Below are 25,515 nucleotides of genomic sequence, written 5' to 3'. Positions count from 1 at the left end.
GAGCGTTAGCGTGGGTACATGACCCCGCCTGACGATCCGGCCCTCGTGCGCGTCCTGGCGGCGGACGGGACGTTCGCCCCCACGCCCGGAGCGGAGCGCTACCTGCCGCTCATCGACGCGCTCGCCGACAGCGAGCTCGAGACCTTCTACCGCGACATGGTCGTGGTGCGCGCCTTCGACCGGCAGGCCACGAACCTGCAGCGCCAGGGGCAGCTGGCCCTGTGGCCGCCGTCCTTCGGGCAGGAGGCGGCGCAGGTCGGCTCCGCCCGAGCGGCTCGCCCCCAGGACCACCTCTTCCCGTCGTACCGCGAGCACGTCGTGTGCACGATCCGCGGCGTCGACCCGATCGACATCATCCGGCTGATGCGCGGCCTGACTCACGGCGGCTGGGACCCGACCGACCCGAAGAACGGCAACACCCGCATCTACACGCTCGTGCTCGGCTCCCAGACGCTGCACGCGGCGGGCTTCGGCATGGGCCTCGTCTTCGACAAGCGCACCGCCACGGGCGACCCCGAGAAGGACGAGGCGCTCATCGTCTACTACGGCGACGGGTCGTCGAGCCAGGGCGACGTGCACGAGGCGATGGTCTTCGCCGCCAGCTACCGTGCGCCGCAGGTCTTCTTCCTGCAGAACAACCACTGGGCGATCTCGGTGCCGGTCAGCACCCAGTCGCGGACGCCGCTCTTCCAGCGCGCCGCCGGCTACGGCATGCCCTCCATCCAGGTCGACGGCAACGACGTCCTCGCGAGCTACGCCGTCACCAAGACCGCGCTCGACGAGGCGCGCGCCGGCGGCGGCCCCCGCGCGATCGAGGCCCTGACCTACCGGATGGGCGCCCACACCACGAGCGACGATCCGACGAAGTACCGCACCTCCGATGAGGAGGAGTCGTGGGCGCGGCGCGACCCGATCGCCCGCATGCACGCGTACCTGCGCGCACGCGGCGCCTCGGACGAGTTCTTCGCGGGAGTCGAGGAGGACGCCGCGGCGTACGCCGACGACGTCCGCATCCGCACCAACGCGCTCGGCGACCTCGACCGCGAGGTGATGTTCGGGCACGTCTACAGCGAGCCGCACCCGCTGATCGACGAGCAGCGCCGCTGGCTCGCCGACTACGAGGCGTCCTTCGAGGGAGGCAAGGCATGAGCGTCGTCGACCAGGAGACCAGCGCCGCCCCGGCATCCGTCGTCACCATGCCGTTCGCCAAGGCGATCAACGCGGGGCTGCGCGCCGCGCTCGCCGCCGACGACCACGTCCTGCTCATGGGCGAGGACATCGGCCCGCTCGGCGGCGTGTTCCGGGTGACGGAGGGGCTTCAGGCCGAGTTCGGCGCCGAGCGGGTGCTCGACACCCCGCTGGCCGAGTCGGGCATCGTCGGCACCGCGATCGGCCTCGCGATGGCGGGATTCCGCCCGGTGTGCGAGATCCAGTTCGACGGCTTCGTCTTCCCGGCCTTCGACCAGATCACCTCGCAGCTGGCGAAGCTGACCAACCGGCACGAAGGCGCCCTGCCCTTCCCGGTGGTCATCCGCATCCCCTACGGCGGGCACATCGGCGCCGTCGAGCACCACCAGGAGAGCCCCGAGGCGTACTTCGCGCACACCCCGGGTCTGCGGGTGGTGTCGCCGTCGACGCCCAACGACGCGTACTGGATGATCCAGGACGCGATCACCTCGAACGACCCGATCATCTTCCTCGAGCCCAAGGCCAAGTACTGGATGAAGGGCGAGGTCGACACCTCCGCCCGCGCGCTGCCGCTGCACGCCTCGCGCGTCGTCCGCCGCGGCACCGACGTCACCCTCGTCGGCCACGGCGCGATGGTCACGACCCTGCTGCAGGCCGCCGCGCTCGCCGAGGGCGAGGGCACCTCGTGCGAGGTGATCGACCTGCGCTCGATCTCGCCGATCGACTATGGCCCGATCCTCGACTCCGTGCGCCGCACCGGCCGCATGGTCTACGCGCAGGAGGCGTCGGGCTTCACGTCGGTCGGCTCGGAGGTCGCCGCGACCGTCATGGAGAAGGCGTTCTTCGCACTGGAGGCGCCCGTGCTGCGCGTCTCGGGCTTCGACACCCCGTTCCCGCCGGCCAAGCTCGAGGGGCTGTTCCTCCCTGACGCCGACCGCATCCTCGAGGCCGTCGATCGCGCCCTCGCCTACTGACATGTCGTACTCTCGGTCCACCACCGAGGCCTGACGAAGGAGCTGCCATGAGCACTCAGACCTTCCACCTGCCGGACGTCGGCGAAGGCCTCACCGAGGCCGAGATCGTGCAGTGGCGCGTCGGCCCCGGTGACACCATCGCCGTCAACGACGTGATCGTCGAGATCGAGACCGCGAAGTCCCTCGTCGAGCTGCCGTCGCCGTTCGAGGGGACGATCGGCGAGCTGCTGGTCGCCGAGGGCGACACCGTCACCGTCGGCGCGCCGATCATCACGATCAGCGGCGGCGCCGCCGACGTGTCGGCCGGGCAGAGCGAGCACGGCGAGAAGCCCGCCGAGGCGGACGCCGGGGGCGCGGTGCTCGTCGGCTACGGCACCGGCGGCGCGGTGAAGTCCCGTCGCAGCAAGCCCGCTCCGCGCGAAGAGGCCGTCCGCGCCTCGGCCGGAGTGGTGGCGAAGCCGCCGGTGCGCAAGCTCGCGCGCGATCTCGGTGTCGAGCTCGCCCAGGTGGTGCCCTCCGGACCCGCCGGCGAGGTGACGCGAGACGACGTCGTGCGCCACGCCGACCAGGCCTCCGTCTTCCGCAACATCGCGACCCCGGACCGGCCGGTCGAGCGGGAGCAGACGATCCCCGTGCCGCCGGTGCCCGCGGCATCCGCTCCCGCCCCGGCGCTCGTCGAGGGCCGCGAGGAGGCCATCCCCGTCAAGGGCGTCCGCAAGGCGACGTCGTCGGCGATGGTCCGCTCCGCCTACACCGCACCGCACGTGTCGGTCTGGACCGACGTGGACGCCACGCGCACCATGGAGCTCGTCAAGCGGCTCAAGGCGTCGCCCGACTTCGCCGACATCAAGGTGTCGCCGCTGCTGATCATGGCGCGCGCCGTCATCTGGGCCGTCCGCCGCACGCCGCTGGTCGGCGCCGCGTGGATCGACCGCGAGGACGGCACCGCCGAGATCCGCGTGCGCAACTACGTCAACCTCGGCATCGCCGCCGCGACGCCGCGCGGGCTCCTCGTGCCGAACATCAAGGACGCGCAGGACATGAACATGCGCGAGCTCGCCAAGGCGCTCGAGAAGCTGACGCTCACCGCCCGCGAGGGGAAGACGAGCCCCGCCGACCAGCAGGGCGGCACGATCACGATCACGAACATCGGGGTGTTCGGGATGGATGCCGGGACGCCCATCATCAACCCGGGGGAGTCGGGGATCGTCGCGATGGGCACGATCCGGCAGAAGCCGTGGGTCGTCGACGGTGAGGTGCGCCCGCGCTTCGTCACGACCGTCTCGGGCTCGTTCGACCACCGCGTGATCGACGGCGACGGCATGAGCCGCTTCATCGCCGACATCGCCTCGATCCTGGAAGAGCCCGCACTGCTCCTCGACTGAGATGACAGCAGGCAGGGGGAAGGGGAACTGCCGTGCGTGGCCTCCGGGGTGTCTCGGATGCGCAGGGCTGTCGGCTACCCTGCAAGGAACCCCCGACGAAGGAGTTCACCGATGCACGTCCGCACCCGATCGATCATCGCCACGACCGCCGCGGTGCTGCTGTGCGCGGGCGTGATCCCGGCGCAGGCCGCGGCTCCTGCGGCTGACGGCATCCAGCCTCGCGCCTCGTACGCGCTGCCTCAGCCGACCGACCTGATCGACGCCGAGCTGAGCAACGACGGCACGACGGCCTACCTCGCGACCTCGCGCGGCGGCATCGACATCGTCGACACGACGACGGGCGAGATGTCGGGACGCATCGCGATGCCGAAGGTCGGCAGCACCGCGCTGTCTCCGGACGGACGGGTGCTCGTGGCCAGCTTCTCCTCCGCCGGCAAGGCGCGGGTGCACATCATCTCGACCGCGACCAACAAGATCGTGCGGACGGCCTCCGTCGCCAAGTCCGGGGTGCTCGCTTTCGGACCGGGAGGAGTCGGCGTCTACGTGGCCGCCACCGACAAGGTCCGCCTGCTCAACACGCGCACGGGCACGGTCCGCGATCTGACGAGCTTCCCGAAGTTCGCCGTGGACAGCCCCTGCGATGTCCTGCCGACGAGCGACGGACGCCGCCTCTACGTCACGGACTGCAGCTGGATGGACGGCAAGCCGCGGTTGTGGGCCATCAACGCGAAGACCGGCGCGATCGGCAAGCGCATCGACCTCACCCAGGGTGGCACGGGCAACATCGACGCGGGCGCGACCTTCTCGCGCAACGGAAAAGCGCTGTACATCCCGGCGGGCGACGCCGTCGCGAACGACCGGATCCTCGTCTACCGCATCCCCGAGGCGACCCTCGCCCGCACGATCGACGTCCGCGGCGTCGGGCAGCCGCGGGGAGTCGTGGCCGCCGGCGACGGTCGCAGCCTCTACGTCGCCGGAGTGCCGAACGACGGCGTCGCCAAGATGGTCGCCTCCAGCGGCGCGATCACCGACGAGCACGTGCTGCCGGGGTACCTGCGTCACCTCCGCGTGTCGGCCGACCGCAGCACCCTGTCCGTGATGGACGTCGAGAACACCGTCGTCCACTTCTTGGACACGGGCGAGTAGCCGACCGCGCGACAAGCCGGGTGCCGCGCGCGGCAGTTCCCGCCCCGCTGCGTTGCGGCGCGAGCCCCTTTTCGCCGAGCCGACACGCTATGCGCGAGCCGACACGCTATGTGCGTCCGCAGCGTGTCGGCTCGGCGGCAGCGTGTCGGCTCGGCGGCGGTGGCTCGGCGGCGGTGCTTCGGCGGGGTGCGGGCGGGGCGCGTGCGATGCGGCACGGCGGGTCGGGGCCGGGCTACCCCTCGCCCTGCGAGTTCTCAGCACTCTTCCGGCGCCGCGGTGTCGGGATGCCGATCAGGAACAGCGGTAGGGCGATGAAGCGCGGGTACGCAGACTCCGCCGGGTCGTATGTCACATTGCGGTCGTCGTCGGACTCAGGCTGCGGGCGGGCCACCATGGTTCCCTTCAGTAGGTGCTGGATTCTCGACTCGACATCGGCGGCGTACTCGATCTGATCGACGGTCCCATGGAGGCACGTCCTCCAGTGTCTGAATCCAATCGCTTTGTGTCGGAATCCTCGCCGCTTACCCGGCCCTCCTCGCCGCGTGCAGCCATGACCTCGAAGGGCCGTTCACGCGCTGGTCGTGTGGCCCGGGTCGCGCAGTACCGCCCCGGCCAAAGTCGCCTCGAGCCAGCCTTGAGCCTCCTCCTCACTCCAGCGGAAATCCGCGAGGAGGAGACGAACCTGCTCGAATCGCAGGAAGAACTGCAGGTGATCGGCGGCGCGCTTGTCGTCGAGGTCAGCGGCGACGTCGCCCGTCTTGCGGAGTTGACCCACGAACTCTTCGAGCAGCTCTCGGAAGAGGTGACTCGTCATCGACACGAACTCAGACGCGTCTGCGGAGGAGTCCGCCGCCCGCCGCCCGATGAGAATCACGTCACCATGTGTGCGGTAAACGTCGAAGGTGCCGCGAATCAGTTGTGCGAGCTTTGCGCGGGGGTCCGTGATCTGAGCCCAGCGCTCGGGCGCGCTCGGCACATTGCCGGTGAGGGACCACTCCAGCAGCAGGCTCCTGAGCAGGCCCTGCTTTCCGCCGGCTTGTGCATACACCGTGGCGGGCGAGACGCGAGCCTCGCGCGCGATGGCCTCGACGGTCGTATCCGCGTAACCGTCTCGGACGAACAGCTTGCGTGCGGCCTCTACCATCGCCGTGCGCGTCTGTGCTGCGTACTCGCTGCGCCGGCTGGGTGCCGGGCCATCTTCTGCGGGGGCTGACATGGGAGATCGAGCCTATCGGTTGTCGTCGGCCGGCCTGAGGTGGCGCCGACTCAGCATGCTGTCGGCGCGGTGGACGAAGAGATGGGCGCCTCGCGCGGTGGCGAGCTCCCTTCCCCGCAGGATGGCGGTGCGCACCACATCCGACGTCTCGCCTCGCGCCGCGAGTAGTTCCGCGCGAAGAAGCAGCAGCAACGCCTCCGCGTAACGTTGATCGAACCGTTCCATGAATTCCGCGGAGCGCTCCAGAGCTCGTTCGGCTTCATCCACCCTTCCCGCTCGGAGCATCATCTCCGCGAGGAGGCAGTACCAGGTCGCGAGGCCTGACCTCGGCGGGTCGGCGAAGACCGACTCGATGATCGCCTCAGCTCGAAGGGACGCGCCGCCGGGGTCGTCATCGAGCATTGCCGCAGCCCACAGCGCGCCCAACCGCTGGTAGCTCCCGAGGAAGGTGAAGGAATGGTCGGGATCGGCCGCGATCCCCCGTGCCGATGCCCGTCTCACCCACGCCACGTCACCGGCGAGCGCGGCGGTCATGACCGAGAAGGCGGACCAGACGGTTACGGCGTAGGGGTCATCGCCGGCGGCGTGCTCGCTTCGCTCGAACTGCTTCTTCGCGCCGGCGACATCGCCGTGCAGTCCCGTGACCAGCGCCAGCATCACCGGCCAGAGGAGCTGCAAGTCACGACGAAGCGGGTCGGGTGTGTCGTCCTTGTCGTCCTCGAAGGCGGCAGCGTTCGCACGGTTGAGATATTCGAACGCGGCATCGATGTTGCCGAGATCCCACTGGTGAAAGCCCCACGCGTGCCAGCCGTAGGCCTGGACGATCGGATCGGCGGACGACCGACCCCACTCCCTCAGCCTCTCGGCGAGCGGTTCTGCCCTCGTCAGATCGATGCCCTGCGAGTACGCCGCCCAGCGGGAGAAGAGGAAGTCAGCCGAAGCGCGCTCTCGACCGAGTTGTCGCGCCAGCGCTTCTGCGCGTTCGAGCAAGGTGACGGCCGCACCCACGTACCCCGCTCGCATTCCGACGATCGCCGTGAGGCGAGAAAGAGCGGTCAGTTCGAGTTCGAGGAGACCGCTGCGCTCTGCGAGGCGTGCCGCATCCCTCAGTCGCCGATCTGCGGTATCGAACGCAGACCGCGACGTCGCGATCTCAGCGGCGCGGATGAGAGCCGACACCGTCCGCTGCTCGTCGGCTAGCGGGCCGGCTTGCCAGAGATGGTCGGCGATGGCTTCCCCGGCGGCGTCCGTCTGCGGCAGAGCGGCAGCGATCGCCAAGTGAAGCCGGGCCGTGCCCTCCCGACCCGCAGCCTGGAGGACTGCTTCGCGGAACAGGTCGTGTGTGAACTCGAAGATGCGCGGGTCCGCAATCGGCAGGTGGATCAGACCCTCCGCGTTCAGGAGGTCGAGGTGCTTCAGGCATGCTTCCAGGTCGATCGCGCAGACCGCAGCCAGCAGCTGAATGTCGACCACGCGACCTACGAGTGCTGCCACTTCGAGCATGCGCCTGGCGTCGGGCGGGAGATTGCGCGTGCGGTCTCGCACGATGTCTACGACGCTCGAGGGAAGCTCCCACTCGGGGCTCGCGGGCTCGGTGAGCCTGCCGTCGCCGAGCATCCGCGCCAACTCTCGCACGAGGAAGGGATTGCCGCCGGTTCGAGCATGGATCCGCTCGGTGACCGAAGGATCACTCTGGTCACCGGCCTCCTGCCGTATGAGCGAGGCGGTTTCCGAGGGCTGGAAGGGAGCGAGCTTGTACCTCCGGCTACGCGGATGCCGACCGATGTGCGCCAGGGTCCGGACCAGCTCCCAGTCGGGTGCAGGGGCCCGGTCGCGGAATGCGCCGAAGATCGCGACACCGGTGGGCAGCTGATTGCTGAGGTGCGTCAGCATCTCCGACGTCGCGGTGTCCGCCCAATGAAGGTCGTCGAGGATGACCACGACGGCACGGTGGGCGGCGGCCTGAGTCAACAGGGCTGTGATCGCCTCGAACAGCCGGAACTGCGTGCCGAGGTCCGGCAGCACGAACGCGAGGGGCGCAGCGTCCTCCGGAAGACGGAGGACTCCGGCCAGACCCGCCCGCGTCTCCTGGCCGGCTGTCGGGTCCCGAAGCAGCGACTCGGTGATCTGCAGCCACGGGTGCATCGCGGGCGCGCCCGCTCCCTCGATGCAGCGGCCCCTGACAACAGTGGCGCCCTCACGCTGCGCCAGCTCGGCGGCGAAATCCAGCAGCTGGGTCTTCCCGATCCCGGGCTCGCCCTCGAACAGGAGGATGCTCGACGCGCCCGAAAGAGCATCGTCGACCGCGGATCGAACAGCGCTTCGTTCTGCCTCTCGGCCCACGATGCTGCGCGCGACCCGCACGTCGTTGCGGTCTCGCGTTGTCGCCGTCGGCGCGCCAGCGAGGACCTCCTTGAAGGCCGCTTGCAGGACCGGACTCGGATCCACCCCCAGGTCGTCCTTCAGCCTGTCGCGGACGCGGTGGTAGAGCGCCAGTGCCTCGGATTGCAGACCGGCTGCTGCCAGGAGCGTGACCAGGCTCGACTGCAAGGGCTCGTGCAGGGGCGACAGAGAAGCGGCAAAGCTGACACTCTGCACGACGTCCTGTGGTCTCCCCACTTCTACGGCTATCCGAGTCGCAGCGACGGCGGCGTCGTACAGCTCGTTGTCGATGGTCGCGAACAGGGTCTGGATGTGCGCGCCCGACCTGACGTCATCCCCCGCCGGACCGCTCCAGAGTTCGAGTGCGGCTGCGTAGTCGGCGAGAGCATCCCGACGTTCCCCCAACTGAGCCGCCCTCGCCGCGCGGTGGACGGCGACGCGAAACGAGCGGAGGTCGCTCGTGAGGTGGTCATCGTCTCCCGCCCACGAGTAGCCTCCGGCTCGGCCCCGCAGGAGAGTTCCGGTCGCTCGAAGCGGGAGACCCGGTTCGAGCACCCGGCGGAGGGTACCCACGTAGCGATGAATCGTGTTGACCGCGCTCGCCGGGGGCGCCTCGCCCCATAACAGCGCGACCAGCTCCGCGGTGCTGACGGGGTGCGGCGCGCGAGCGATCAGAACGGCGAGGAGTCCAGCGCATCGCGGACCGCCCAGATCGACCTCACTGCCATCTCGCCACGCTCGTACGGCGCCGAGGACGTGCACCCTGAGGGCCGGGGGGAGGGTCGACTCCCGCGTCGCGGGGTCGGTCTCGGGGGTCGGCGCCATGTCGATAGTCCGCTCACATCAGTGGCCGAGCGCCGTGACGCCAGCCGGGAGATCCCTCGGATGAGCTTCTTGTCCGGGATTGTAGCCAGCGAGACGCCATGGCTGAACCGGGCTCCGCGATGCTGCAAACGAGTGGATAGAGTCCCCCCATTGTAACTAGAGTCACGCTCTAGTGATCGGCGATGGAGTGAGCCATCGCGCGCGTGGTGTTCCACACCGTTTCCAGAGCCGCTCCACAACGGATGCGTATGAAGGAAGCTGAGCCGGATACGCGGGCAAGGCGTTCGGCGGAGCTGCGGAGCAGAAGTGAGACGGGAGACGGAGATGCGAGTCGGTGACGTCCCGCAAAGTCGAACACCGATGGGAGTCACTGGGCGAGGCCTCGCGACCGGACTGGCAGTCAGCGCCATGAGCGCAGCCCGCAGGCCCAGCATCGACGGGCTCAGTGTGCGCGTACAGGGGGCCCGCACGGAACTGCTGCTCAGCGACGGATCCTCGATGTGCGTCATCTTCGTGGTTCAGGGTTCCCTTCGCCTGATGGTGTCTGGCGAGGACCGTCTCATCCGGGAATCCGAGTACGTGGTTGTCGACGGACGGCGTCGACCCCGGGGGCGCATAGCGGACGCATCTCCCGCGCAGCCGTTCGTGTCCGTCGCCCTCGCGCTGGACGGCGTGGAGGTTCAGAAGATCGCGAGCGTGGTAGGAGTCAGCGCGAGCACGGGGGTGGCGGTGGGCGCGGGGCCCTCGCTTTCGAACCCTGACCTGCAGGGCGCTCTGACGCGGATGCTGGAGGCCACCCGCAGCCCGCGGGACCGAGCGGTGCTGGTGCCCATCTATCGCTACGAGGTGCTCTATCGGCTGCTGCAGGGGGACCAGCGTCACCGTCTCCTCGACATGGCGCGAGGTTGCAGATCGGAGCAGCCTTTGACGGCGGTCTTCGACTACATCGATCATCACCTGAACGAGTCGATCGCCGTCGCAGACCTCGCGGCGGTCGCGCGGCTCAGTGTGTCCGCCCTCACCGCACTCTTCACTACGGCGACCGGTCGACCGCCGTACCAGTTCGTGAAGGACCGCCGGCTGGAGAGAGCGCGTGAGCTGTTGGAGGACACAGATCTTGACGTGACCACGGTGGCGCACCGGGTCGGATACTCGAGCGTTTCACACTTCATCAGCCAATTTCGTGCCCGGCACGGCGTCACCCCACGCAGTTACGCCGTCCGGGATCGGCGCCAGTCGCGCACAGGCTCGCCCGAGAGCAGGGGGGCTCGCGGAGCGGGGCCGACCCCGGCTGTCAAGATGTCGGCGTGAGGACTACTGCTGCGCGAAGTATGCGTGCACGGAGGCGATGGCGCCGGCACCTTCGCCGGCGGCGGAGGCCACGCGCTTCATAGATCCGGAGCGGACGTCGCCTGCGGCGAAGACCCGGGGGACAGACGTCTGATACGGCAATGCCTTGACGTGCGATCGCAGCGCGGAATCGGTGCGGACGAATCCATGCTCGTCGAGTTCTGGTCCGTTCAGCCATTCGGTGACAGGGGTGGCTCCTACGAAACTGAAGAGGTTCTGGACCGCGAGGTGTCGCACTCCGTCAGGGCCTTCGACTCGAATGCCGCGGAGATGGCCGTCGCCGATGAGCTCCCGCACGTGAGAGCGCACCGACACCGTGATACCCGGCTCCGCCACGATGCGGCGGAGGAGGTAGTCCGACATACGGTCCTGTAGCCGCCCGCCCCTCACCAGCAACTCCACCGTTGCTCCACGGGACGCAAGGAACAGCGCGGCCTGTCCCGCGGAGTTGGCTCCTCCCACGACGGCGACTCGGCGACCCCGGACGTCCCGCGCGTCCAGCTCGGTCGCCGAGTAGCGTACGCACCCGGTGGCCTCGTACGCGGGCAATCCCTGCAACGGCAATCTTCGATACTGCGCGCCGAGCGCGAGGATGGCGGCGCGTGCACGCGCCGTGGCCCCATCGGACAGCGTGATGCGCACCCCGTGGTCGTCGGTCTCGATGGCGGTCGCGACGCAGGGCGCGGTGAAATGCGCTCCGAACTTCAGTGCTTGGAGCATGGCGGAATGCGCGAGTGCTGACCCGCTGACGCCCATCGGGAACCCCAGATAGTTCTCGATCCGCGAACTCGTCGCCGCCTGGCCGCCCGCGCCGATGCCATCGATGAGGAGTGTGGAGAGCCCCTCGGATGCGCCGTACACCGCCGCCGCGAGTCCCGCGGGCCCCGCTCCGATGATGGCTACGTCGACCTCCCCGTCCGGGAGACGGCCTGCGAGACCGAGTTCTCCGGCGACTTTCGCCGGAGTGGCGTCCCGAACGGCGCGTGAACTCACGAAGGCGACGGGCAGCCGGCTGTACGGCGCGCCGTGTGCGGCGAGGAGCGCCTCCCCTTCGGCCGATGCCGGGTCGTAGTGGCGGTGGGGGAGCGCCGCTCTCTCCGCGAAGGCCAGGATGTCCCGAGTACGCGAGTCGTCGTACTCCCCGACGATCTCGAGAGCGCTTGTCGCCGCCGACAACATCAGCTGTCGCCGGCGCACCAGTTCCTCGAGCAACGCATCCGCAAGATCCGGCTCCTCCTGGAGCACTTGACGGAACCGCGGGCGAGTGAGTCGTATGACCTCCCCCGCCTGAACGACGCGAGCCGAGAGGAATACCTGCTGCCCCGTGAGCAAGCTCAACTCGCCCAGGAAGTCCCCTGGTCCACGCTCGTACACGATGTGCTCATCGTCGGCAGTCGAGCGGTCGCGGCTGACGGCCACGCGGGCGGTGTCGACCAAGAAGAGATCGTAGTCCGCGTCTCCGGAGTGGTAGAGGACATGCCCCTCCTCGACCGGAGTCCGGGCGCCGTAAGCCGCGAGTCGACGAAACTGCGAGGGGCTGAGGACGAGGTCGTTCATCGGGCGTAGGGCCACTTCCCGGTCCTCACCGAGCAGTGCCCTCCGGTGGCGCGACGACGGCGTCGAAGGCTGCCGGCTCTGCAAGAGGGCGCGGATCACGCGTGAAGCGGCGGAACCGCCCGTAGAGGGAGGTCACGGCAACGCCGAGGGCAACCCCTGCAACTCCACCGAGAAGGACGCTCCACCACGCTTCACCGAGGCCCGCTGCCATGTTGCCGTCGAAGTAGAGCAACGCCCGTGTGCCGTCGACCACGTGCCGGAACGGGGCAAGCCACGACACGAGCTGGAAGAAGGGCGGGGTGGCTTCCAGAGGGACGATGGCGCCGGAGGACACCATGGCCAGCGCCACGAAGAACAACGTGTTCACGAGCGATCCGAGACCCGATCCGAGGGCGGCGAAGATCGCCAGAGCGCTGGTTCCGATGGCGGCGATGACTGCCGCCGAGAAAAGCCACAGCATGAAAGGGTCGGGTGCCGTGACACCCAACCAGGCGGCTAGGCCCAGCAGGATGGTCGCGGCCACGGGCGATGCCGTCGTGAGGATGGCGGCCTTCACGAGGAATGTTCTCACCCGGCTGACCGACGTGTACGGCGCCCGCGAAACCAGCGGCCCGACCTCCCCGGGGATGACCCCCAGCGACGTATCCACCAGCGGATTCACGAGAGACGCGCCGATGAACGCGAGGAGGACCAGGATCAGTGCGTAGTAGAAGGCGCTCGTTCCCAGACCGGAGGGGGAGGGCAGCTCGGCGTACGGTCCCGACGCGATAGCGAACGGCTCGGAGAGGAGAGTGCTCTCCTCGGGCGTCACCTCGGACGTCAGGGTGCCGGTGATCCGCGCGCCGAGCTCGCCTGAGATCTCGGCGAGCACGGGCGTCACGGTGGAGACGACCAGTCCGTTGCTCAGCCCCCCGTCGCCGGCATTCGTCGCGATACGCACCGTCGGTACAGAGGGATCCGCGCCCTCAGGCAGGAGACTCATGATGCCGGCGTCGAACGTGTCCGGGATCACGATCGCTCCGGCAACCCTGTCCTCGGCCATCGCGGAATCGAGTTCTGCGCTCGTCATCCTCAGCAGTGTGACTGCATCCCCCAGACTCGCGGCGACCGCGTCGCCCACCGCATCCGCGTACCCGCCACCCGTCGACTGCTGTTCCTGGACGACAAGGGCAACGGGCATGCCCGAGAGATTCCCGCGCGGATCCACGGTGGCCGCGAGATACACCGCGGGCAAGGCGGCTGCCAGCACGGCTATGAGGATGATGGGCATCAACCAGGTCCGTCGCGCAGTCAGCGCGGGCGTTCGACTCATGAACGTTCCTCCCCTATCTGGTCACGGCCGCTTCGAAGGATTCGCCACGGATCAGCGGCGACGGACGAGGTTGTGGAGCACGTGTCCGACGGCGAGCACCAGCGGGATCGCCACGCCCAGCAGCATCACGGGGTTCGGTCGGAAGCGCAGACCGTCCCGACCGCTGACGTAGGCGCCGAGCGGTATCGCCACTCCTCCTCCGCCGCCGCCGACTCCCCAACGCTGCGATTCGTCCGATCCGCCGAAACCGTAGGTGACCAGCGCGACGGGAATGAGCTCGGCGCCGTTCACGCTGCGCGTGGGCCCGTACGCAAGCGACACCGCCCTCTGCGGGACCCCCGCCGCCAATTCCTGCGTGACCTCCCGCGCTTCGTGACTCTGCGACATGACGACGCCCTCCCTCGACGGTGTTCACGCTTCCATGCTGTGCGGCGCCGAGATGTCGAGTTCCGCCGGACTCCTGTCGCGATCCGCGCTGATAGCCGGCCGCGCATCGCGTTCCCTCGAAAACCGGTCCACGGTGGGGCAACACCGACCCCAGGGAGCAGAACGATGAACTATCGAGCCGACACCGTCGTCCCACCAGGCCGTGCACTGGGCATATGGGCCTTCGTGCTCGCCTTCGTCTTTCCGGTGCTGGGCCTGATCTTCGGCATCATCGCCGTGAACCAGAGCCGCCGCGCGAACGTGAGCAACAAGCTGGCGATCGCGGGCATCATCATCAGCGTCTTGGTGATTCTCGCCGCAGTGATCACCACCGTCGCCGTCGCCGCCGCCGGCGGGTTCCCGCCCAAGTGAGGGAGACCTGAACGCAACACGGTGCCGTCGCATCCCGACACCGCCGGGCCTCGGCGGTACCTAGCGTGAGCCGCACACCCATCCTCGAGTCGCTCAGCTCACAAGCGACCCAGCCCCCGCAGTGGAAAGGGCAGAAGCCTTGATGCAAGAGACCGCGTACGCGGCCCAGTGTGTGGCCGCGGAAACCACACACACTCCGGCGGCAGCGTCGCGCAGAAACAAGGCGCTGACGCTCTTCGCGCTGGCGTTCGGCACGTTTGCCATCGGCACCGGCGAGTTCGGCACCAACGGGATCATCGAGTTGTACGCCGAGGACTTCGACGCGACGATCCCTCTCGCCACGTGGGCGGTGACCGCATACGCATTCGGCGTTGTCATCGGGTCTCCCCTCATCACCATCGCGGCCGCCCGACTGAACCGGCGAACCCTGCTCCTGGGGCTCATCATCGTGTTCCTCGTGGGCAATCTCGTTTCCGCTCTCGCGCCGAACATGGCGGTGCTCATCGCTGCCCGCTTCCTCACCGGAACCGTTCAGGGCGCCTACTTCGGCGCCGGCGCCGTCGTCGCGGCCTACACCTATGGCCCAGGTCGCGGCGGGCAGGCTTTCGCAACCGTCATGACGGGCCTCACCATCGCGACCATCTTCGGGTCACCGGCCGGGACCTTCGTCGGACAGGTCTTCGGATGGCAGTGGCTATACGTGGCGGTGGCGATTCTCGGACTCCTTGCGGGCGTCGCCATTCTGATGTGGGTGCCGAGAACAGCGGACCTCGCAGGCGGCCCCGTCACGACAGAGTTGCGCGCGCTGGCTCGACCCATGGTCTGGGTCATCTTCTCCGTCGCGGCTCTGGGCATTTCGAGCATTTTCGCGGTGTACACCTTCATCGCTCCGATCGTCACCGACGCAGCCCAGGCGGCCCCGGTCGTCGTCCCTGTCGCTCTGGCCATATTCGGTGTGGGGATGGCGGTTGGCAATGCTGTGGGCGGCCGTCTGGCGGACCAGTTCACCTCACGCGGACTGACCGGCGGGTTCGCGCTCGTCAGCGTGTTCCTCGTCGTCGTCGCCCTCGGCGGCGCCTCGCTCCCGGTCCTCTTCGTCGGTCTGTTCGGCGTCGGCGCGAGCGCGATGATGGCCATCCCGACCATTCAGACCCTGCTCGCCCGTTTCGCCCCCGACGCCCCCACCCTGGTCGGCGCCCTGAACCTCTCAGCGCTGAATCTGGCCAATGCGCTGGGAGCGGTCGGTGGCGCCTTTGCGCTCACCGCCGGCTTCGGTGTGCTCGCCACCTCGTGGGTGGGACTGATCTTCGTGATCCTCGGCCTGCTCATCTTCGCGGTCACGACACCGCGCGCACTGCGGCTACTCGACGGCGCCCGTAAGCCAGGCTGACGCGCCCGGGTCTCGCCCTTCATCGCCGTTCGGAGGCGCGCGCCTCCGCCGCACAGGTCGGCATCGTCGCCCGACGAGCCGACAACCATCTGAAAGGAAGATCATGTCCGACAGTCCCACTCCCACCGTCGTCCTCGTTCACGGCGCCTTCGCCGATGCGTCAGGCTGGGCTGGCATCATCCGCGAGTTGAAGGCTGCCGACATCACGGTCGTCGCACCGGCGAATCCGCTGCGAGGGATCTCGAATGACGCCCGCGCGATCCGCTCGGTCGCCGCCGCTATCGACGGTCCCGTCCTCCTTGTCGGTCACTCCTACGGTGGCGCCGTCATCACCGAAGCCGCCGACGGACTGACCAACCTCGCCGGCCTCGTCTACATCGCCGCCTTCGCTCCCGCTGCCGGCGAGAGCGTGAGCAGCGTCCAGGAGCCGTTCCCGGCGCCTCTGCTGGCGAGCACCGTCCGGCCGACACCCTTCGACGCGGTCGGAGCCGTGGGAGGACCTGACCTCGTCATCGACCCTGGCCAGTTCCAGGAGACGTTCGCCGCGGACCTTCCTGAGGACATCGCCGAGGTGATGGCCGTCTCGCAGCGTCCGCTTGCCGCCGCGGCCGCCGGCGAGCCGCTCACCCATTCGGGGTGGGCGGAGAGCCCTACGTGGTACCTCGTCTCCAACGAGGACCGCGCCATCTCACCCGACGCCCAGCGGTTCATGGCGGGGCGGATGAACGCGACCGTGGAAGACATCGATGGCAGCCACGTCGCTTTCATCGCACAGCCCGCCGCCGTCGCGGCATTCATCGTCCGCGCGCTGCACGCCTGACGCTGCGCCTTTCGCGAGAGAAGAAGAGATATGTACAAGCGGAGGAGTTTCCGACTGACCATCGCTGCCCTTGCCGTCGCCGTGCTCGGCATCGGCGTGGTCAGCTTTCCCGCAGGTGCCACGCCGCCGTCCGACGTGCGCCCGCATGGCGGCTCGTCGCCGAAGCCGACCGTCGTTCTCGTCCACGGTGCGTTCGCGGACTCCAGTGGCTGGTCCCTCGTGGCCCCGGCGCTCCAGGCCGAGGGCTACCCGGTTCTTGCGTTCCCGAACCCTCTGCGGGGCCTGCAATACGACAGCGAGTACCTGCGCAGATTCCTCGACACGATCGCCGGACCGATCGTGCTGGTGGGACATTCCTACGGCGGGGCGGTGATCACCAACGCCGCCACCGGAGACCCGGATGTGAAGTCGCTGGTCTACGTCGCGGCGTACGCGCTCGATGAAGGAGAAACGGTGCAGGACGCCAACACTCTGGGCGGCGGCCAGTCGGATCTCGGCGCCAACCTCGTGATCCGCCCGTTCCCTGGGGCCTCGGAAGGGGATGCGGATGCGTACATCGACGTGAGAGCTTTCCGCTCGATCTTCGCCCAGGACGTCCCGCGGCCGTTGGCGGCCGTCATGGCTGCGTCTCAGCGACCCGCCGCACTTGCCGCGTTCGGCACACCATCGGGCGTTCCCGCGTGGAAGACGATTCCCAGCTGGTACATCGTCGCGAAGCAGGACCGGACGATTCCGCCCGTCGCGGAGCGGGCAATGGCGAGTCGCGCGGGCTCCAGGACCGTCGAGGTGAACTCGTCGCACGTACCGATGATCAGCAAACCGCTTTCGGTGCTGTCCGTCATCCGCCAGGCAGCGCGGTAGGCGCCGACTGCTCCACGATGCAGAGACCCGTCGCCTGCCGCGCATCGCACCGGTGGCAGGCGGCGGGCGACAGCGTGCTCTCTGTACGCTCGGGCCGGAGCCCGCACGGCGCCGAGCGCTCGATAGATGAATCACGTGGATGATTGGCAGCGTGCGTCGTCTTCCTGTCCTTGCTTCCGCGTTGATCGTCATGACATTGAGCGGCTGCGCAGGAGGGGGCGCGCAACTCGCAGAGTATCCGCCAGGATCGGGCGGGAGCATCGCCCTGGACCGGACGACTTCTGACGCGAACTACTCCTTCGACGACATACGCATGTGCGTCGAGGACGACGGCACTGTCACGGTCGTGGACGCGGAGCCCATAGATCCAACCGGTGGGATGGAGATCACACGCTTCGCCGTCTTGCCCTCTGATGCAGACAGCAGCGGTTACCTCGAAGGATCAGATCAGTCGCTGGCTGACGCCGGCTTTCCCGTTGAAGGCCCGGCGGTTGTGAACCTGCGATGCCCCGTCGATGACGCGGCATGGTCGGATGGCGAGGGGCAAGCCGTGTTCGGATTCGAAGTCTCAAGGGCCGATCCGGATGCGGGCACCATGAGGGGAGTCCGCGTGACCTATGAGTCACATGGTGTGACCTCAACGATCGACTACCCATTGGGGATCGTTCTGTGCAGACAGCTGTATGCAGACGCAGACCGCACAGTGCGTAACGAAGGATGCGACGTCCAGACGATCCACCTCGATTAGTCGCCGGTGGGGGCTGCATGCGCAGTGGCTGGGCCGACGCGCCCCTGCGCCGAGCCGACACGCTTTGCGCGAGCCGACACGTTATGCGCGTCCGCAGCGTGTCGGCTCGCGCGCAGCTTGTCGGCTCGGCCGGCTGCGTGGATTGCGATTAGGTGAGATGTATGATGTACTAGCACTCGCCGTCGCCCGACGGCCCTGTCGTCAAGGACGCCGACCAGAAAAGGACGCGCAATGGCATCACAGCTCCGACGCTCACGCCTCGTTCCCCGCACCATCGCCCTCGCCACCGGTATCGCCGCAGTCGTGGCGCTCACCGCCTGCTCGCCGGGCGCGACACCAGAAGGCACCTCCGACTCCGAGTACGGCTTCGACGCCGTCGAGCAGGACGCCGACGCTCCCATCACCGTCTGGGTCGACTCGTCCCGCGAGCCCATCGCCAAGGCGTTCCAGGATGCCAACCCCGACATCACCGTGAACGTCGAGACGTACGACGGCAACTCGGGCGGAAGCGACTCGTTCAAGACGAAGATCGCCCTGTTCGACCAGTCCGGCTCCGGCTGGCCCGACGTCGTCTTCTCGACGCAGCAGAACGACACCTCGTGGGCGAGCGTGTCCAACAACGGCGGCCAGCCGTTCGCGGCCGTGCTCAACAAGGGCCTGCTCTCCGAGGACTTCCTGAACGGCTTCACCACGGGGGCGCTCGGTCCGATGACCGTCGACGGCAACGTCTACGGCGTGCGCAACGACCTCGCTCCCGTCGTCTACTGGTACAACGACGCGCTCATGAAGGAGTTCGGCTACGACATCCCCGAGACGTGGGAGGACTACCAGGCTCTTAGCGACAAGGTCGCCGCGGAGCACCCCGGCTACATCCTCGGCTCCGTGGGTGACAGCTTCCAGGGGCCGTACATCTACTACTGGGGTGGCGAGGCGCCCGTCTTCCAGGTGGACGGTGACACGTTCTCGAGCAACTTCTCCGACCCCAAGTCCGAGAAGGTCACGGCGCTGCTCGACCACATGATCGCGAACAAGACCCTCGTCAACGACAGCGTGTTCGGAGCCGAGTTCGTGCAGAAGTACGGCGACAAAGTGCTCGGCATGCCCGGCCCGGCCTGGTACTCGGGGGCCCTGTTCCAGAACAAGGACAGCCTCAACGCCCCCGCAGGCACGATCGGCGCGTCGGCACCGCTGTACTGGGAGGGAGGCGAGAAGGTCACCGGCAATGTCGGCGGCGGCGTCTGGTACGGCTCCAGCCACTCTGCCAACCTTGCCGCAGTGGCGAAGTTCCTTGAGTTCGTCACCAGCTCCGATGACGCCGTGAAGCTGGCCTCCGGCCTGCCCGCGTACGATTCCGCCGCCAAGACCTGGCTCTCCGAGCAGGCCAGCTCCGGATACTACGTCGGCGACTTCGCGGCTGCGGTCTCGACGGCCGCAGCGAGCGTCTGGAGCGGGTGGAGCTACCCCTCTTTCAGCGCCGAGACAGCGTACGCTTCGATCGTCATCCCCGGGATCTCGGCCGGCAAGACCATGGCCGACCTCGTTCCGGCGCTCCAGAAGGAGTACCAGAACCAGGCCACCGTGCAGGGCTACACCGTCAAGTAGTCCGGTCCACGCGGTCGGCAAAGCCGCCCCCGCGAGCAAAGGAAACTCCCATCACTACCTCGCTCACCGCTCCCGCCGCCGCCGCGGCCTCCTCGGAGGCCCGGCGGGGGCGGGAGCCTCGCGTCAAGCGTCGCCTCGATCGCTCGCAGAGCCGCATCGGCTACGTCTTCATCTCCGGATACGGACTGCTGCTGCTGGCCTTCGGCATCCTCCCGACGCTGTACGCCGTCTACCTGTCCTTCACGAAGGACGGCGCCTTCTCCGGCGTCGACAACTTCGTGCGGATCTTCAGCGACTACCGGTTCCTGCCTGCCGTCATGCACGTCGCGGTCTACCTGGTCTTCTACCTGCTGTCGCTGCTCTTCTTCGTCGTGCTCCTCGCGCTGCTCGTGCACGCGATCGGCCGCCGCTGGCTCTCGACGAGCTACCGATTCGTCTTCTACATTCCGGGAGCGCTGGCGGGGGCGTCGAGCGTGATGCTCTGGCTGTTCCTGCTCGACCCGACGGTGAGCCCGGTGGCGTTCCTCCTGAGGGCGTTCGGCTTCGAGAACTTCGTCCAGACCGTCTCGATCGACAACCTGCCGATCATCTTCACCGTCATCGCCTTCTGGACCGGCGCGGGCGGCTGGATCGTCATCATGTACGGCGCGCTCAACAACATCTCGGCCGACGTGCTGGAGGCGGCGCGCATCGACGGCGCCGGCGCGCTCCAGACAGCCATCCACATCCAGATCCCCCTGCTGCGCAAGTGGATCTCGTACATGGCGATCATGTCGCTCGCCGCCGGGACTCAGCTCTTCGTCGAGCCGCGCGTGCTGTCGCAGGCGTCGAAGGGCGTCGTGCCGCCGGACTACTCCATCAACCAGCTCGCGTATCTCTACGCGTTCCGACAGGGCGACTTCAACGGCTCCGCCGCGATCTCGCTGCTGCTGCTGGTGGTCGCCGCAGTGCTGTCGGCGATCTTCGTCTTCCGAGGAGGACTCTTTGAGCGCGACTGACACCCGCACCATCGTCGGTGCGAAGAAGGAACGGCAGCCCTCGCCCGCAGGCTGGATGAGTCGGGCGCTCGTGACGGTCGTCCTCATCGCCTTCGTGCTCTTCTTCGCCGTGCCGATCGTGTGGCTGCTGCTGGCGCCGACCAAGACCGCTCGTCAGCTGCTCCTGGACGGACCATTCAGCTTCGGCGGCTTCGGCACCCTGGCGAGCAACTGGAACGAGCTCGTCCAGTTCCAGAACGGCATCGTGTGGACATGGATCGGCAACTCGGTGCTCTACACCGGCGCGGCACTGATCCTCACGCTGATCGTCACCATCCCGGCAGGCTACGCACTGGCGATGACCGAGTTCCGCCTGCGCAAAGCGCTGCTGGTGATCACCCTGGTGGTCATGCTCATCCCGAGCACAGCCCTCGTGCTCCCCGTGTTCCTGGAGATGTCGGCGCTGAAGCTCGTCGGGAACCCCTTGGCGGTCATCCTGCCGTTCTCGTTCTTCCCGTTCGGCGTCTACCTCACCTACATCTACTTCTCCACCAGTGTCTCCAAAGACCTGCTGGACGCCGCTCGGATCGACGGCGCGGGGGAGTGGCGGGTGTTCGGCCGCATCGCCATGCCGCTCGCGACGCCGGTGATCGCTCTCGTCGGGTTCTTCAACCTCGTCGGCAACTGGAACAACTACTTCCTGCCGTTCGTCATGGCGCCCGGCCGCAAGTCGCCCGTGCAGGTGGGGTTGGCAGAGCTGCTGTCGAACGTTCCCCTGTTCAATCCGACAAGCTCGGCATCCATCACCATTTCGCTCCCCGTGCTCGCCTTGGCGACCCTGGTGTCGGTCGGCCCCGTGCTCATCATCTTCCTGTTCTCGCAGCGATTCCTCGTGACGGGCATGACGGCAGGTGGGACGAAGGAGTGAGCGCGTCCGACTCGCCGGCCATCCGCCGGTTCGGCATGGCGGCGAGGCTCGCGCCGGAGAAGCGTGCCGAGTACCTCGAACTGCACGCGAACGTGTGGCCGGGGGTGGAAGCGACGATCACGCGCTGCGGCATCCGCAACTTCACGATCTTCGTGCTCGACGACGTGATCCTCGGCTACTACGAATATGTCGGCGACGATTACGACGCCGACCAGGCACGCATGGCAGAAGATCCCGTCACCCGTGAGTGGTGGTCGTACACGGCACCGTGCCAGCTTCCGTTCCGTGAGGGCTCCGACAGCCCGAACTGGGAGCAGTTCGACGAGGTGTGGCACCAGGACTGACGCGCGGGCAGCTCACTCGAGCCGGCGGCGGGTGACCCTCCGCGGCGCGTTCAGGGCTTGCGGGACGTGGGCTGACGACGGCGCTGCCACGCATCGAGGATGTGCGCGCGCATCGCGGCCTCGGCGGCAGCGCTGTCGCCCTGCTCGATCGCCTCGAGCACCCGGCGGTGCTCCTCCAGAGTCTGGTGGAAGACGTCCTTCGACGGGTTGGTCGTGAACCGCGCGGACTCGCGGGCGCGGGAGTAGAGGGTGCGGGTGATGCTCTCTGCGAGCGGGATCTGCGACTGGTTCATCACGACGAGGTGGAACTGCATGTCGGCCTCGTTGTACTCGTCCTCGTGGTCGATCGTCTCCACCATCCGCCCGAACGCGGTCCGCAGCGCCGCAAGCTCCTCTTCGGAGCGGCGCCCGGCCGTCGCCGCCGCCATGGCTCCCTCCAGCGCGCCGCGCACGATGGCGAGATCGTCCAGAACGCCCAGCGAGGCGTCGTTCTCCAGCATCACCTGGAGGACCACGGGGTCGAGGACGTTCCAGAACTCGCGCGCGCGCACGGTGGTGCCGCTGCCCTGGACGACGGCGACCAGCCCCTTCTCCTCGATGCGCTTGATCGACTCGCGGATGACCGTTCGGCTGACGCCGAAGTGAGCGCTCAGCTCGATCTCGGGCGGGAGCATCGCTCCCTCTGCGATCTCCGCGGTGATGACCGCGGTCACCAGATCGTGAACGACGGCGACACCGAGGCGCGAGACGGGGGTTCGTGCGGACTGTCGATCGAAGACGCGCGCGGGGGAGTCGGTCGCGCGAAGAAGATCATTCATCGCAACATTCTAGGCGCTGTGCGCGGGCGCGCCGGGGAGCGCCGGGGTCGCGCCGCCGGTCAGGGTGAGGCCGGCGCGCAGGGGGCGCACGTGCGGGCCCGCCGACTGCAGCCAGTTGCCGTCGTGCCGGGCGGCGGAGATGGCAGCCTCGTCGACCGCGACGCCGGCGCCAGGCAGGTCGCCCAGGACGATGCCGCCGTCCGCGATGTGCTCGTCGAGGGAGACGCCGAACGGGGCGCCGAGGTCCTGCACCTCGGCGGTGAGGTGATTCGGAACCGCGGCAGCGGCGTGGGTCACGGCGGGATTGCTCGTGAGCCCGACCGGACTGATGGGGAGATCGCGCGCATGCGCCGCATAAGCGAGTCGCAGGAAGTGCGTGATGCCCCACACGGCACCCGTCTGGACGATGTCGACGGCGCCGAGATCGAAGAGCGTGCGGAACTGCTCGAGGCCCGTGAGGTTCTCGCCGGTCGCGACAGCGGCCTTGACGGAACGGGTGAGACGCGCGTGGCCGTGGGCGTCCCAGCGACGCAGGGGCTCTTCGATCCAGGCGAGGTCGAGCTCCGCTTCGACCGCCGAGACGTAGCGGACGGCCTGTTTGAGGTTCCACGATTCATTCGCGTCGAGCATCAGTGCGGGATGCGGCGAGTTGCGCGACAGGGACGACTGCACGATCTCGAGCCGGCGCAGGTCCGCTTCCAGGTCGCGCCCGCCCTTGAGCTTGCCGCTCGTGAAGCCGCGGTCGGCCATCGTCGCGTAGAACGTCGCGAGTTGCTCGTCGGTCAGAGCGATGTCGAGTCCGGAGGCGTAGCCCGGCACGAACCGCTCGCGCGCACCGAGCAAGCGCCACAGCGGCTCGCCCAGGAGCTTCGCCTTGATGTCCCAGAGCGCCGCATCGAGCGTGGCGACACCGCCGAAGGTCGCGCCGTTGTGGCCCGCCTTGAACACATGGGCGAGCATGGCGTCGTACAGCGATGAGACTCCGCGGGGATCCTGCCCCTCCAGAGCGGGGAAGATGCGGTCGATGTCGTGGTCCGACCCGATGGCCACACCTTCGACTCCTTCGTCGGTCTCGACGATCACGATGGGCACCTCGGTGATGCCGGAGGCGATGAATCCGTTGACGTCGCCGACGGGTCGCCCCCAGTCGCGGTGGGTGCGAACCGTGCGGTAGCCCGTGATCTTCATATCAACCTTGACATTCTCGGAGAACTCTCACAAAGAGCATACATCATATGAACGATGAGCGGGGAGTCAGGTCTGACCCCTGCGCACTCGCAGGTGGGTGACGCCGCCGTCGACATCGAGCGCCGTCCCCGTCGTCGATCCGGAGCGCGGGCTGGCGAGATAGAGGATCGCGCCAGCCACCTCCGCGGGGGTGACCATGCGGCCCGTGGCCTGCCGAGCGTCCAGCGCGGCGCGCTCGGCGACAGGGTCGGCGAACTGTCGGAGCATTCGGTCCACGAACGGGGTCGACACCGTCCCGGGATTCACGCAGTTGACCCGCACGCCTTCGCCGACGTGGTCCGTCGCCATCGCGTAGGTGAGCGCGAGGATCGCGCCCTTGGAAGCGTTGTACACCGCCCGCTGCGGGAGGCCGTTGAGGGCGCCGATCGAGCAGACGTTGACGATCGCGGCGTGCGCGGAGCGACGCAGGAACGGGAGGACTGCGGCGCTGGCACGCGCGGTGCCGCGCACGTTGATGTCGAGCACGCGATCCCAGTCGGCCTCGGTCGCTTCCTCGACCGTTCCGACGCAGCTCACGCCGGCGCTGTTGACGAGCACGTCGATGCCGCCGAAGTGGCGGGCCGCGGCATCGATGGCCTCATCGACGGAGGCGCGATCGGTCACGTCCGCCACGCGGTGCAGCACATGGTCCGGCAGGTCGCCCCGCGTCAGGTCGAGGACGGCGACCTGCGCACCGGCGGCCGCGAGCGCCTGCACCGTCGCGAGGCCGATACCGGAGGAGCCGCCCGTCACCACGGCGACGAGGCCGTCGAACTCGCCCGCGCTCATGCCGACACCACCCGCTGGGCGGCACGGCCGAGACCGTCGATCTCCAGTTCGACGAGATCGCCCGCTCGGAGATACGGATGGCCGGGCAGGCCGAGCGCGACGCCCGCGGGGGTGCCGGTGTTCACGAGGTCCCCGGGACGCAGCACCATGAACTGTGAGAGGTACCAGATCACGTGGGCGACGGAGAAGATCTGCTGCGCCGTAGACCCGTTCTGCCGGGCGATGCCGTTGACCCAGAGTCGCAGTCCGAGCTCCTGCGGATCGGCGACGTCGGAGGCAGGGACGAGCACGGGACCGAGCGGATTGAACGTCTCGCAGCTCTTGCCCTTGTCCCACTGGCCGCCGCGCTCCAGCTGGAACTCCCGCTCGGAGACGTCGTGCGAGACCACGTAGCCGGCGACGTGGCGAAGCGCCTCGTCGGGGGAGTCGAGGTACCGCGCGGTCGATCCGATCACGACCCCCAGCTCCACCTCCCAATCGGTCTTGACCGACCTCCGCGGGAGGACCAGGTCGTCGAAGGGGCCGACGATCGTGCTCGGGTCCTTCATGAACACGACGGGCTCGGTCGGCGGGGTCGCGCCCGTCTCTGCCGCGTGGTCGTGGTAGTTCAACCCGACGCACACGATCTTGCCGGGGAGGGCGATCGGAGCCCCGACGCGGAGGGACTCCGCATCACGGAGCGCAGCGAGCTCTCCCGCGCGCCCGGCGCCGCGAGCTCGCGCCACGCCGCCGGCGGCGAGGAATGCGCCGTCGATGTCGGCAGTGAGCGGTCGCAGGTCGAGGGCGGCGCCGTCGTGCCAGAGGACAGGGATCTCCTGGCCGACGGGGCCGAGGCGTGCGATGCTCATGGGCTGTTCCTGGAGGGGTCGAGGGGGCGG

At 68.3% G+C, this 25,515-nt stretch carries 23 protein-coding genes; 14 read left to right on the top strand and 9 right to left on the bottom strand.

Annotated features, from left to right (window positions below; all coding sequences use genetic code 11):
- Window positions 1–18 precede the first annotated feature (18 nt).
- The 4 genes from ACPWUT_RS14865 (at window position 19) to ACPWUT_RS14850 (ending at window position 4,693) form a co-directional block, all read left to right on the top strand.
- Entirely contained in the window at window positions 19–1,149 is a 1,131-nt protein-coding gene (locus ACPWUT_RS14865; RefSeq protein WP_284528358.1) for a thiamine pyrophosphate-dependent dehydrogenase E1 component subunit alpha, read from the top strand.
- Entirely contained in the window at window positions 1,146–2,162 is a 1,017-nt protein-coding gene (locus tag ACPWUT_RS14860; RefSeq protein ID WP_284528357.1) for an alpha-ketoacid dehydrogenase subunit beta, read from the top strand. Before ACPWUT_RS14865 ends, ACPWUT_RS14860 begins: the two co-directional genes overlap by 4 nt.
- A gap of 47 nt (window positions 2,163–2,209) precedes the next feature.
- Window positions 2,210–3,547, top strand: a complete 1,338-nt coding sequence (locus tag ACPWUT_RS14855; RefSeq protein WP_284528356.1) for a dihydrolipoamide acetyltransferase family protein — start codon at window positions 2,210–2,212, stop codon at window positions 3,545–3,547.
- A 111-nt stretch (window positions 3,548–3,658) separates the two neighbouring features.
- On the top strand, window positions 3,659–4,693 hold the full coding sequence (locus ACPWUT_RS14850; protein ID WP_425839111.1) for a hypothetical protein: 1,035 nt from the start codon (window positions 3,659–3,661) through the stop codon (window positions 4,691–4,693).
- 568 nt (window positions 4,694–5,261) lie between these two features.
- On the opposite strand, the gene ACPWUT_RS14845 is transcribed toward ACPWUT_RS14850, so the two are convergent.
- Both ACPWUT_RS14845 and ACPWUT_RS14840 read right to left on the bottom strand, forming a co-directional pair.
- On the bottom strand, window positions 5,262–5,909 hold the full coding sequence (locus tag ACPWUT_RS14845) for a TetR/AcrR family transcriptional regulator (RefSeq protein WP_425839108.1): 648 nt from the start codon (window positions 5,907–5,909) through the stop codon (window positions 5,262–5,264).
- A gap of 12 nt (window positions 5,910–5,921) precedes the next feature.
- Window positions 5,922–9,116 (bottom strand): ATP-binding protein, encoded by a 3,195-nt coding sequence (locus ACPWUT_RS14840; RefSeq protein ID WP_425839105.1) that lies wholly within the window; start codon window positions 9,114–9,116, stop codon window positions 5,922–5,924.
- A gap of 408 nt (window positions 9,117–9,524) precedes the next feature.
- On the opposite strand from ACPWUT_RS14840, the gene ACPWUT_RS14835 reads away from it, so the two are divergent.
- Complete coding sequence (locus tag ACPWUT_RS14835) at window positions 9,525–10,427, top strand: helix-turn-helix domain-containing protein (RefSeq protein WP_425839102.1); 903 nt, start codon at window positions 9,525–9,527, stop codon at window positions 10,425–10,427.
- Between the two features lie 3 nt (window positions 10,428–10,430).
- On the opposite strand, the gene ACPWUT_RS14830 is transcribed toward ACPWUT_RS14835, so the two are convergent.
- From ACPWUT_RS14830 to ACPWUT_RS14820, 3 genes are all read right to left on the bottom strand, one after another.
- Complete coding sequence (locus ACPWUT_RS14830) at window positions 10,431–12,023, bottom strand: FAD-dependent oxidoreductase (RefSeq protein ID WP_425839099.1); 1,593 nt, start codon at window positions 12,021–12,023, stop codon at window positions 10,431–10,433.
- Window positions 12,024–12,048: 25 nt separating this feature from the next.
- Window positions 12,049–13,293 carry a YhgE/Pip domain-containing protein gene (locus ACPWUT_RS14825; RefSeq protein WP_425839096.1) on the bottom strand — a complete coding sequence of 415 codons (1,245 nt, stop codon included), beginning with the start codon at window positions 13,291–13,293 and terminating at the stop codon, window positions 12,049–12,051.
- Between the two features lie 93 nt (window positions 13,294–13,386).
- Window positions 13,387–13,722 carry a hypothetical protein gene (locus tag ACPWUT_RS14820; RefSeq protein ID WP_425839093.1) on the bottom strand — a complete coding sequence of 112 codons (336 nt, stop codon included), beginning with the start codon at window positions 13,720–13,722 and terminating at the stop codon, window positions 13,387–13,389.
- 165 nt (window positions 13,723–13,887) lie between these two features.
- On the opposite strand from ACPWUT_RS14820, the gene ACPWUT_RS14815 reads away from it, so the two are divergent.
- The 9 genes from ACPWUT_RS14815 to ACPWUT_RS14775 all read left to right on the top strand — a co-directional run bounded on the left by ACPWUT_RS14815 (window position 13,888) and on the right by ACPWUT_RS14775 (window position 21,803).
- Window positions 13,888–14,133, top strand: coding sequence for a hypothetical protein (locus ACPWUT_RS14815; RefSeq protein WP_425839090.1), 246 nt, complete (start codon window positions 13,888–13,890; stop codon window positions 14,131–14,133).
- Between the two features lie 142 nt (window positions 14,134–14,275).
- Entirely contained in the window at window positions 14,276–15,523 is a 1,248-nt protein-coding gene (locus tag ACPWUT_RS14810) for an MFS transporter (protein WP_425839087.1), read from the top strand.
- A 103-nt stretch (window positions 15,524–15,626) separates the two neighbouring features.
- A complete protein-coding gene (locus ACPWUT_RS14805) occupies window positions 15,627–16,343 on the top strand; it encodes an alpha/beta fold hydrolase (protein WP_425839084.1) in 717 nt (238 codons plus the stop codon).
- A 30-nt stretch (window positions 16,344–16,373) separates the two neighbouring features.
- Entirely contained in the window at window positions 16,374–17,204 is an 831-nt protein-coding gene (locus tag ACPWUT_RS14800) for an alpha/beta fold hydrolase (protein WP_425839081.1), read from the top strand.
- Window positions 17,205–17,343: 139 nt separating this feature from the next.
- The gene (locus tag ACPWUT_RS14795; RefSeq protein ID WP_425839078.1) at window positions 17,344–17,952 is read left to right on the top strand and encodes a hypothetical protein; all 609 of its coding nucleotides are present in this window, start codon (window positions 17,344–17,346) and stop codon (window positions 17,950–17,952) included.
- A 231-nt stretch (window positions 17,953–18,183) separates the two neighbouring features.
- Window positions 18,184–19,554: an ABC transporter substrate-binding protein gene (locus ACPWUT_RS14790; protein WP_425839075.1), complete on the top strand. Its 1,371-nt coding sequence runs from the start codon at window positions 18,184–18,186 to the stop codon at window positions 19,552–19,554.
- 278 nt (window positions 19,555–19,832) lie between these two features.
- Window positions 19,833–20,552, top strand: a complete 720-nt coding sequence (locus tag ACPWUT_RS14785) for a carbohydrate ABC transporter permease (RefSeq protein WP_425839072.1) — start codon at window positions 19,833–19,835, stop codon at window positions 20,550–20,552.
- On the top strand, window positions 20,539–21,459 hold the full coding sequence (locus tag ACPWUT_RS14780) for a carbohydrate ABC transporter permease (RefSeq protein ID WP_425839069.1): 921 nt from the start codon (window positions 20,539–20,541) through the stop codon (window positions 21,457–21,459). The genes ACPWUT_RS14785 and ACPWUT_RS14780 overlap by 14 nt, the downstream gene beginning before the upstream one ends.
- On the top strand, window positions 21,456–21,803 hold the full coding sequence (locus ACPWUT_RS14775; RefSeq protein ID WP_425839066.1) for an L-rhamnose mutarotase: 348 nt from the start codon (window positions 21,456–21,458) through the stop codon (window positions 21,801–21,803). The genes ACPWUT_RS14780 and ACPWUT_RS14775 overlap by 4 nt, the downstream gene beginning before the upstream one ends.
- A 50-nt stretch (window positions 21,804–21,853) precedes the next feature.
- Here ACPWUT_RS14775 and ACPWUT_RS14770 read toward each other — a convergent pair whose 3' ends face one another.
- From ACPWUT_RS14770 to ACPWUT_RS14755, 4 genes are all read right to left on the bottom strand, one after another.
- Window positions 21,854–22,621 (bottom strand): FadR/GntR family transcriptional regulator, encoded by a 768-nt coding sequence (locus ACPWUT_RS14770; protein ID WP_425839063.1) that lies wholly within the window; start codon window positions 22,619–22,621, stop codon window positions 21,854–21,856.
- 9 nt (window positions 22,622–22,630) lie between these two features.
- The gene (locus ACPWUT_RS14765) at window positions 22,631–23,809 is read right to left on the bottom strand and encodes a mandelate racemase/muconate lactonizing enzyme family protein (RefSeq protein WP_425839060.1); all 1,179 of its coding nucleotides are present in this window, start codon (window positions 23,807–23,809) and stop codon (window positions 22,631–22,633) included.
- Between the two features lie 66 nt (window positions 23,810–23,875).
- Window positions 23,876–24,637, bottom strand: coding sequence for an SDR family NAD(P)-dependent oxidoreductase (locus ACPWUT_RS14760; RefSeq protein ID WP_425839057.1), 762 nt, complete (start codon window positions 24,635–24,637; stop codon window positions 23,876–23,878).
- Complete coding sequence (locus ACPWUT_RS14755) at window positions 24,634–25,485, bottom strand: fumarylacetoacetate hydrolase family protein (RefSeq protein WP_425839054.1); 852 nt, start codon at window positions 25,483–25,485, stop codon at window positions 24,634–24,636. The genes ACPWUT_RS14760 and ACPWUT_RS14755 overlap by 4 nt, the downstream gene beginning before the upstream one ends.
- Window positions 25,486–25,515: the final 30 nt, after the last annotated feature.

The organism is Microbacterium sp. PA5, assembly GCF_049860775.1.
Classification (GTDB): Bacteria; Actinomycetota; Actinomycetes; order Actinomycetales; family Microbacteriaceae; genus Microbacterium.
The sequence above is the reverse complement of the archived record's forward strand: the minus strand, read 5'-3'. Positions and strand labels throughout refer to the sequence as shown.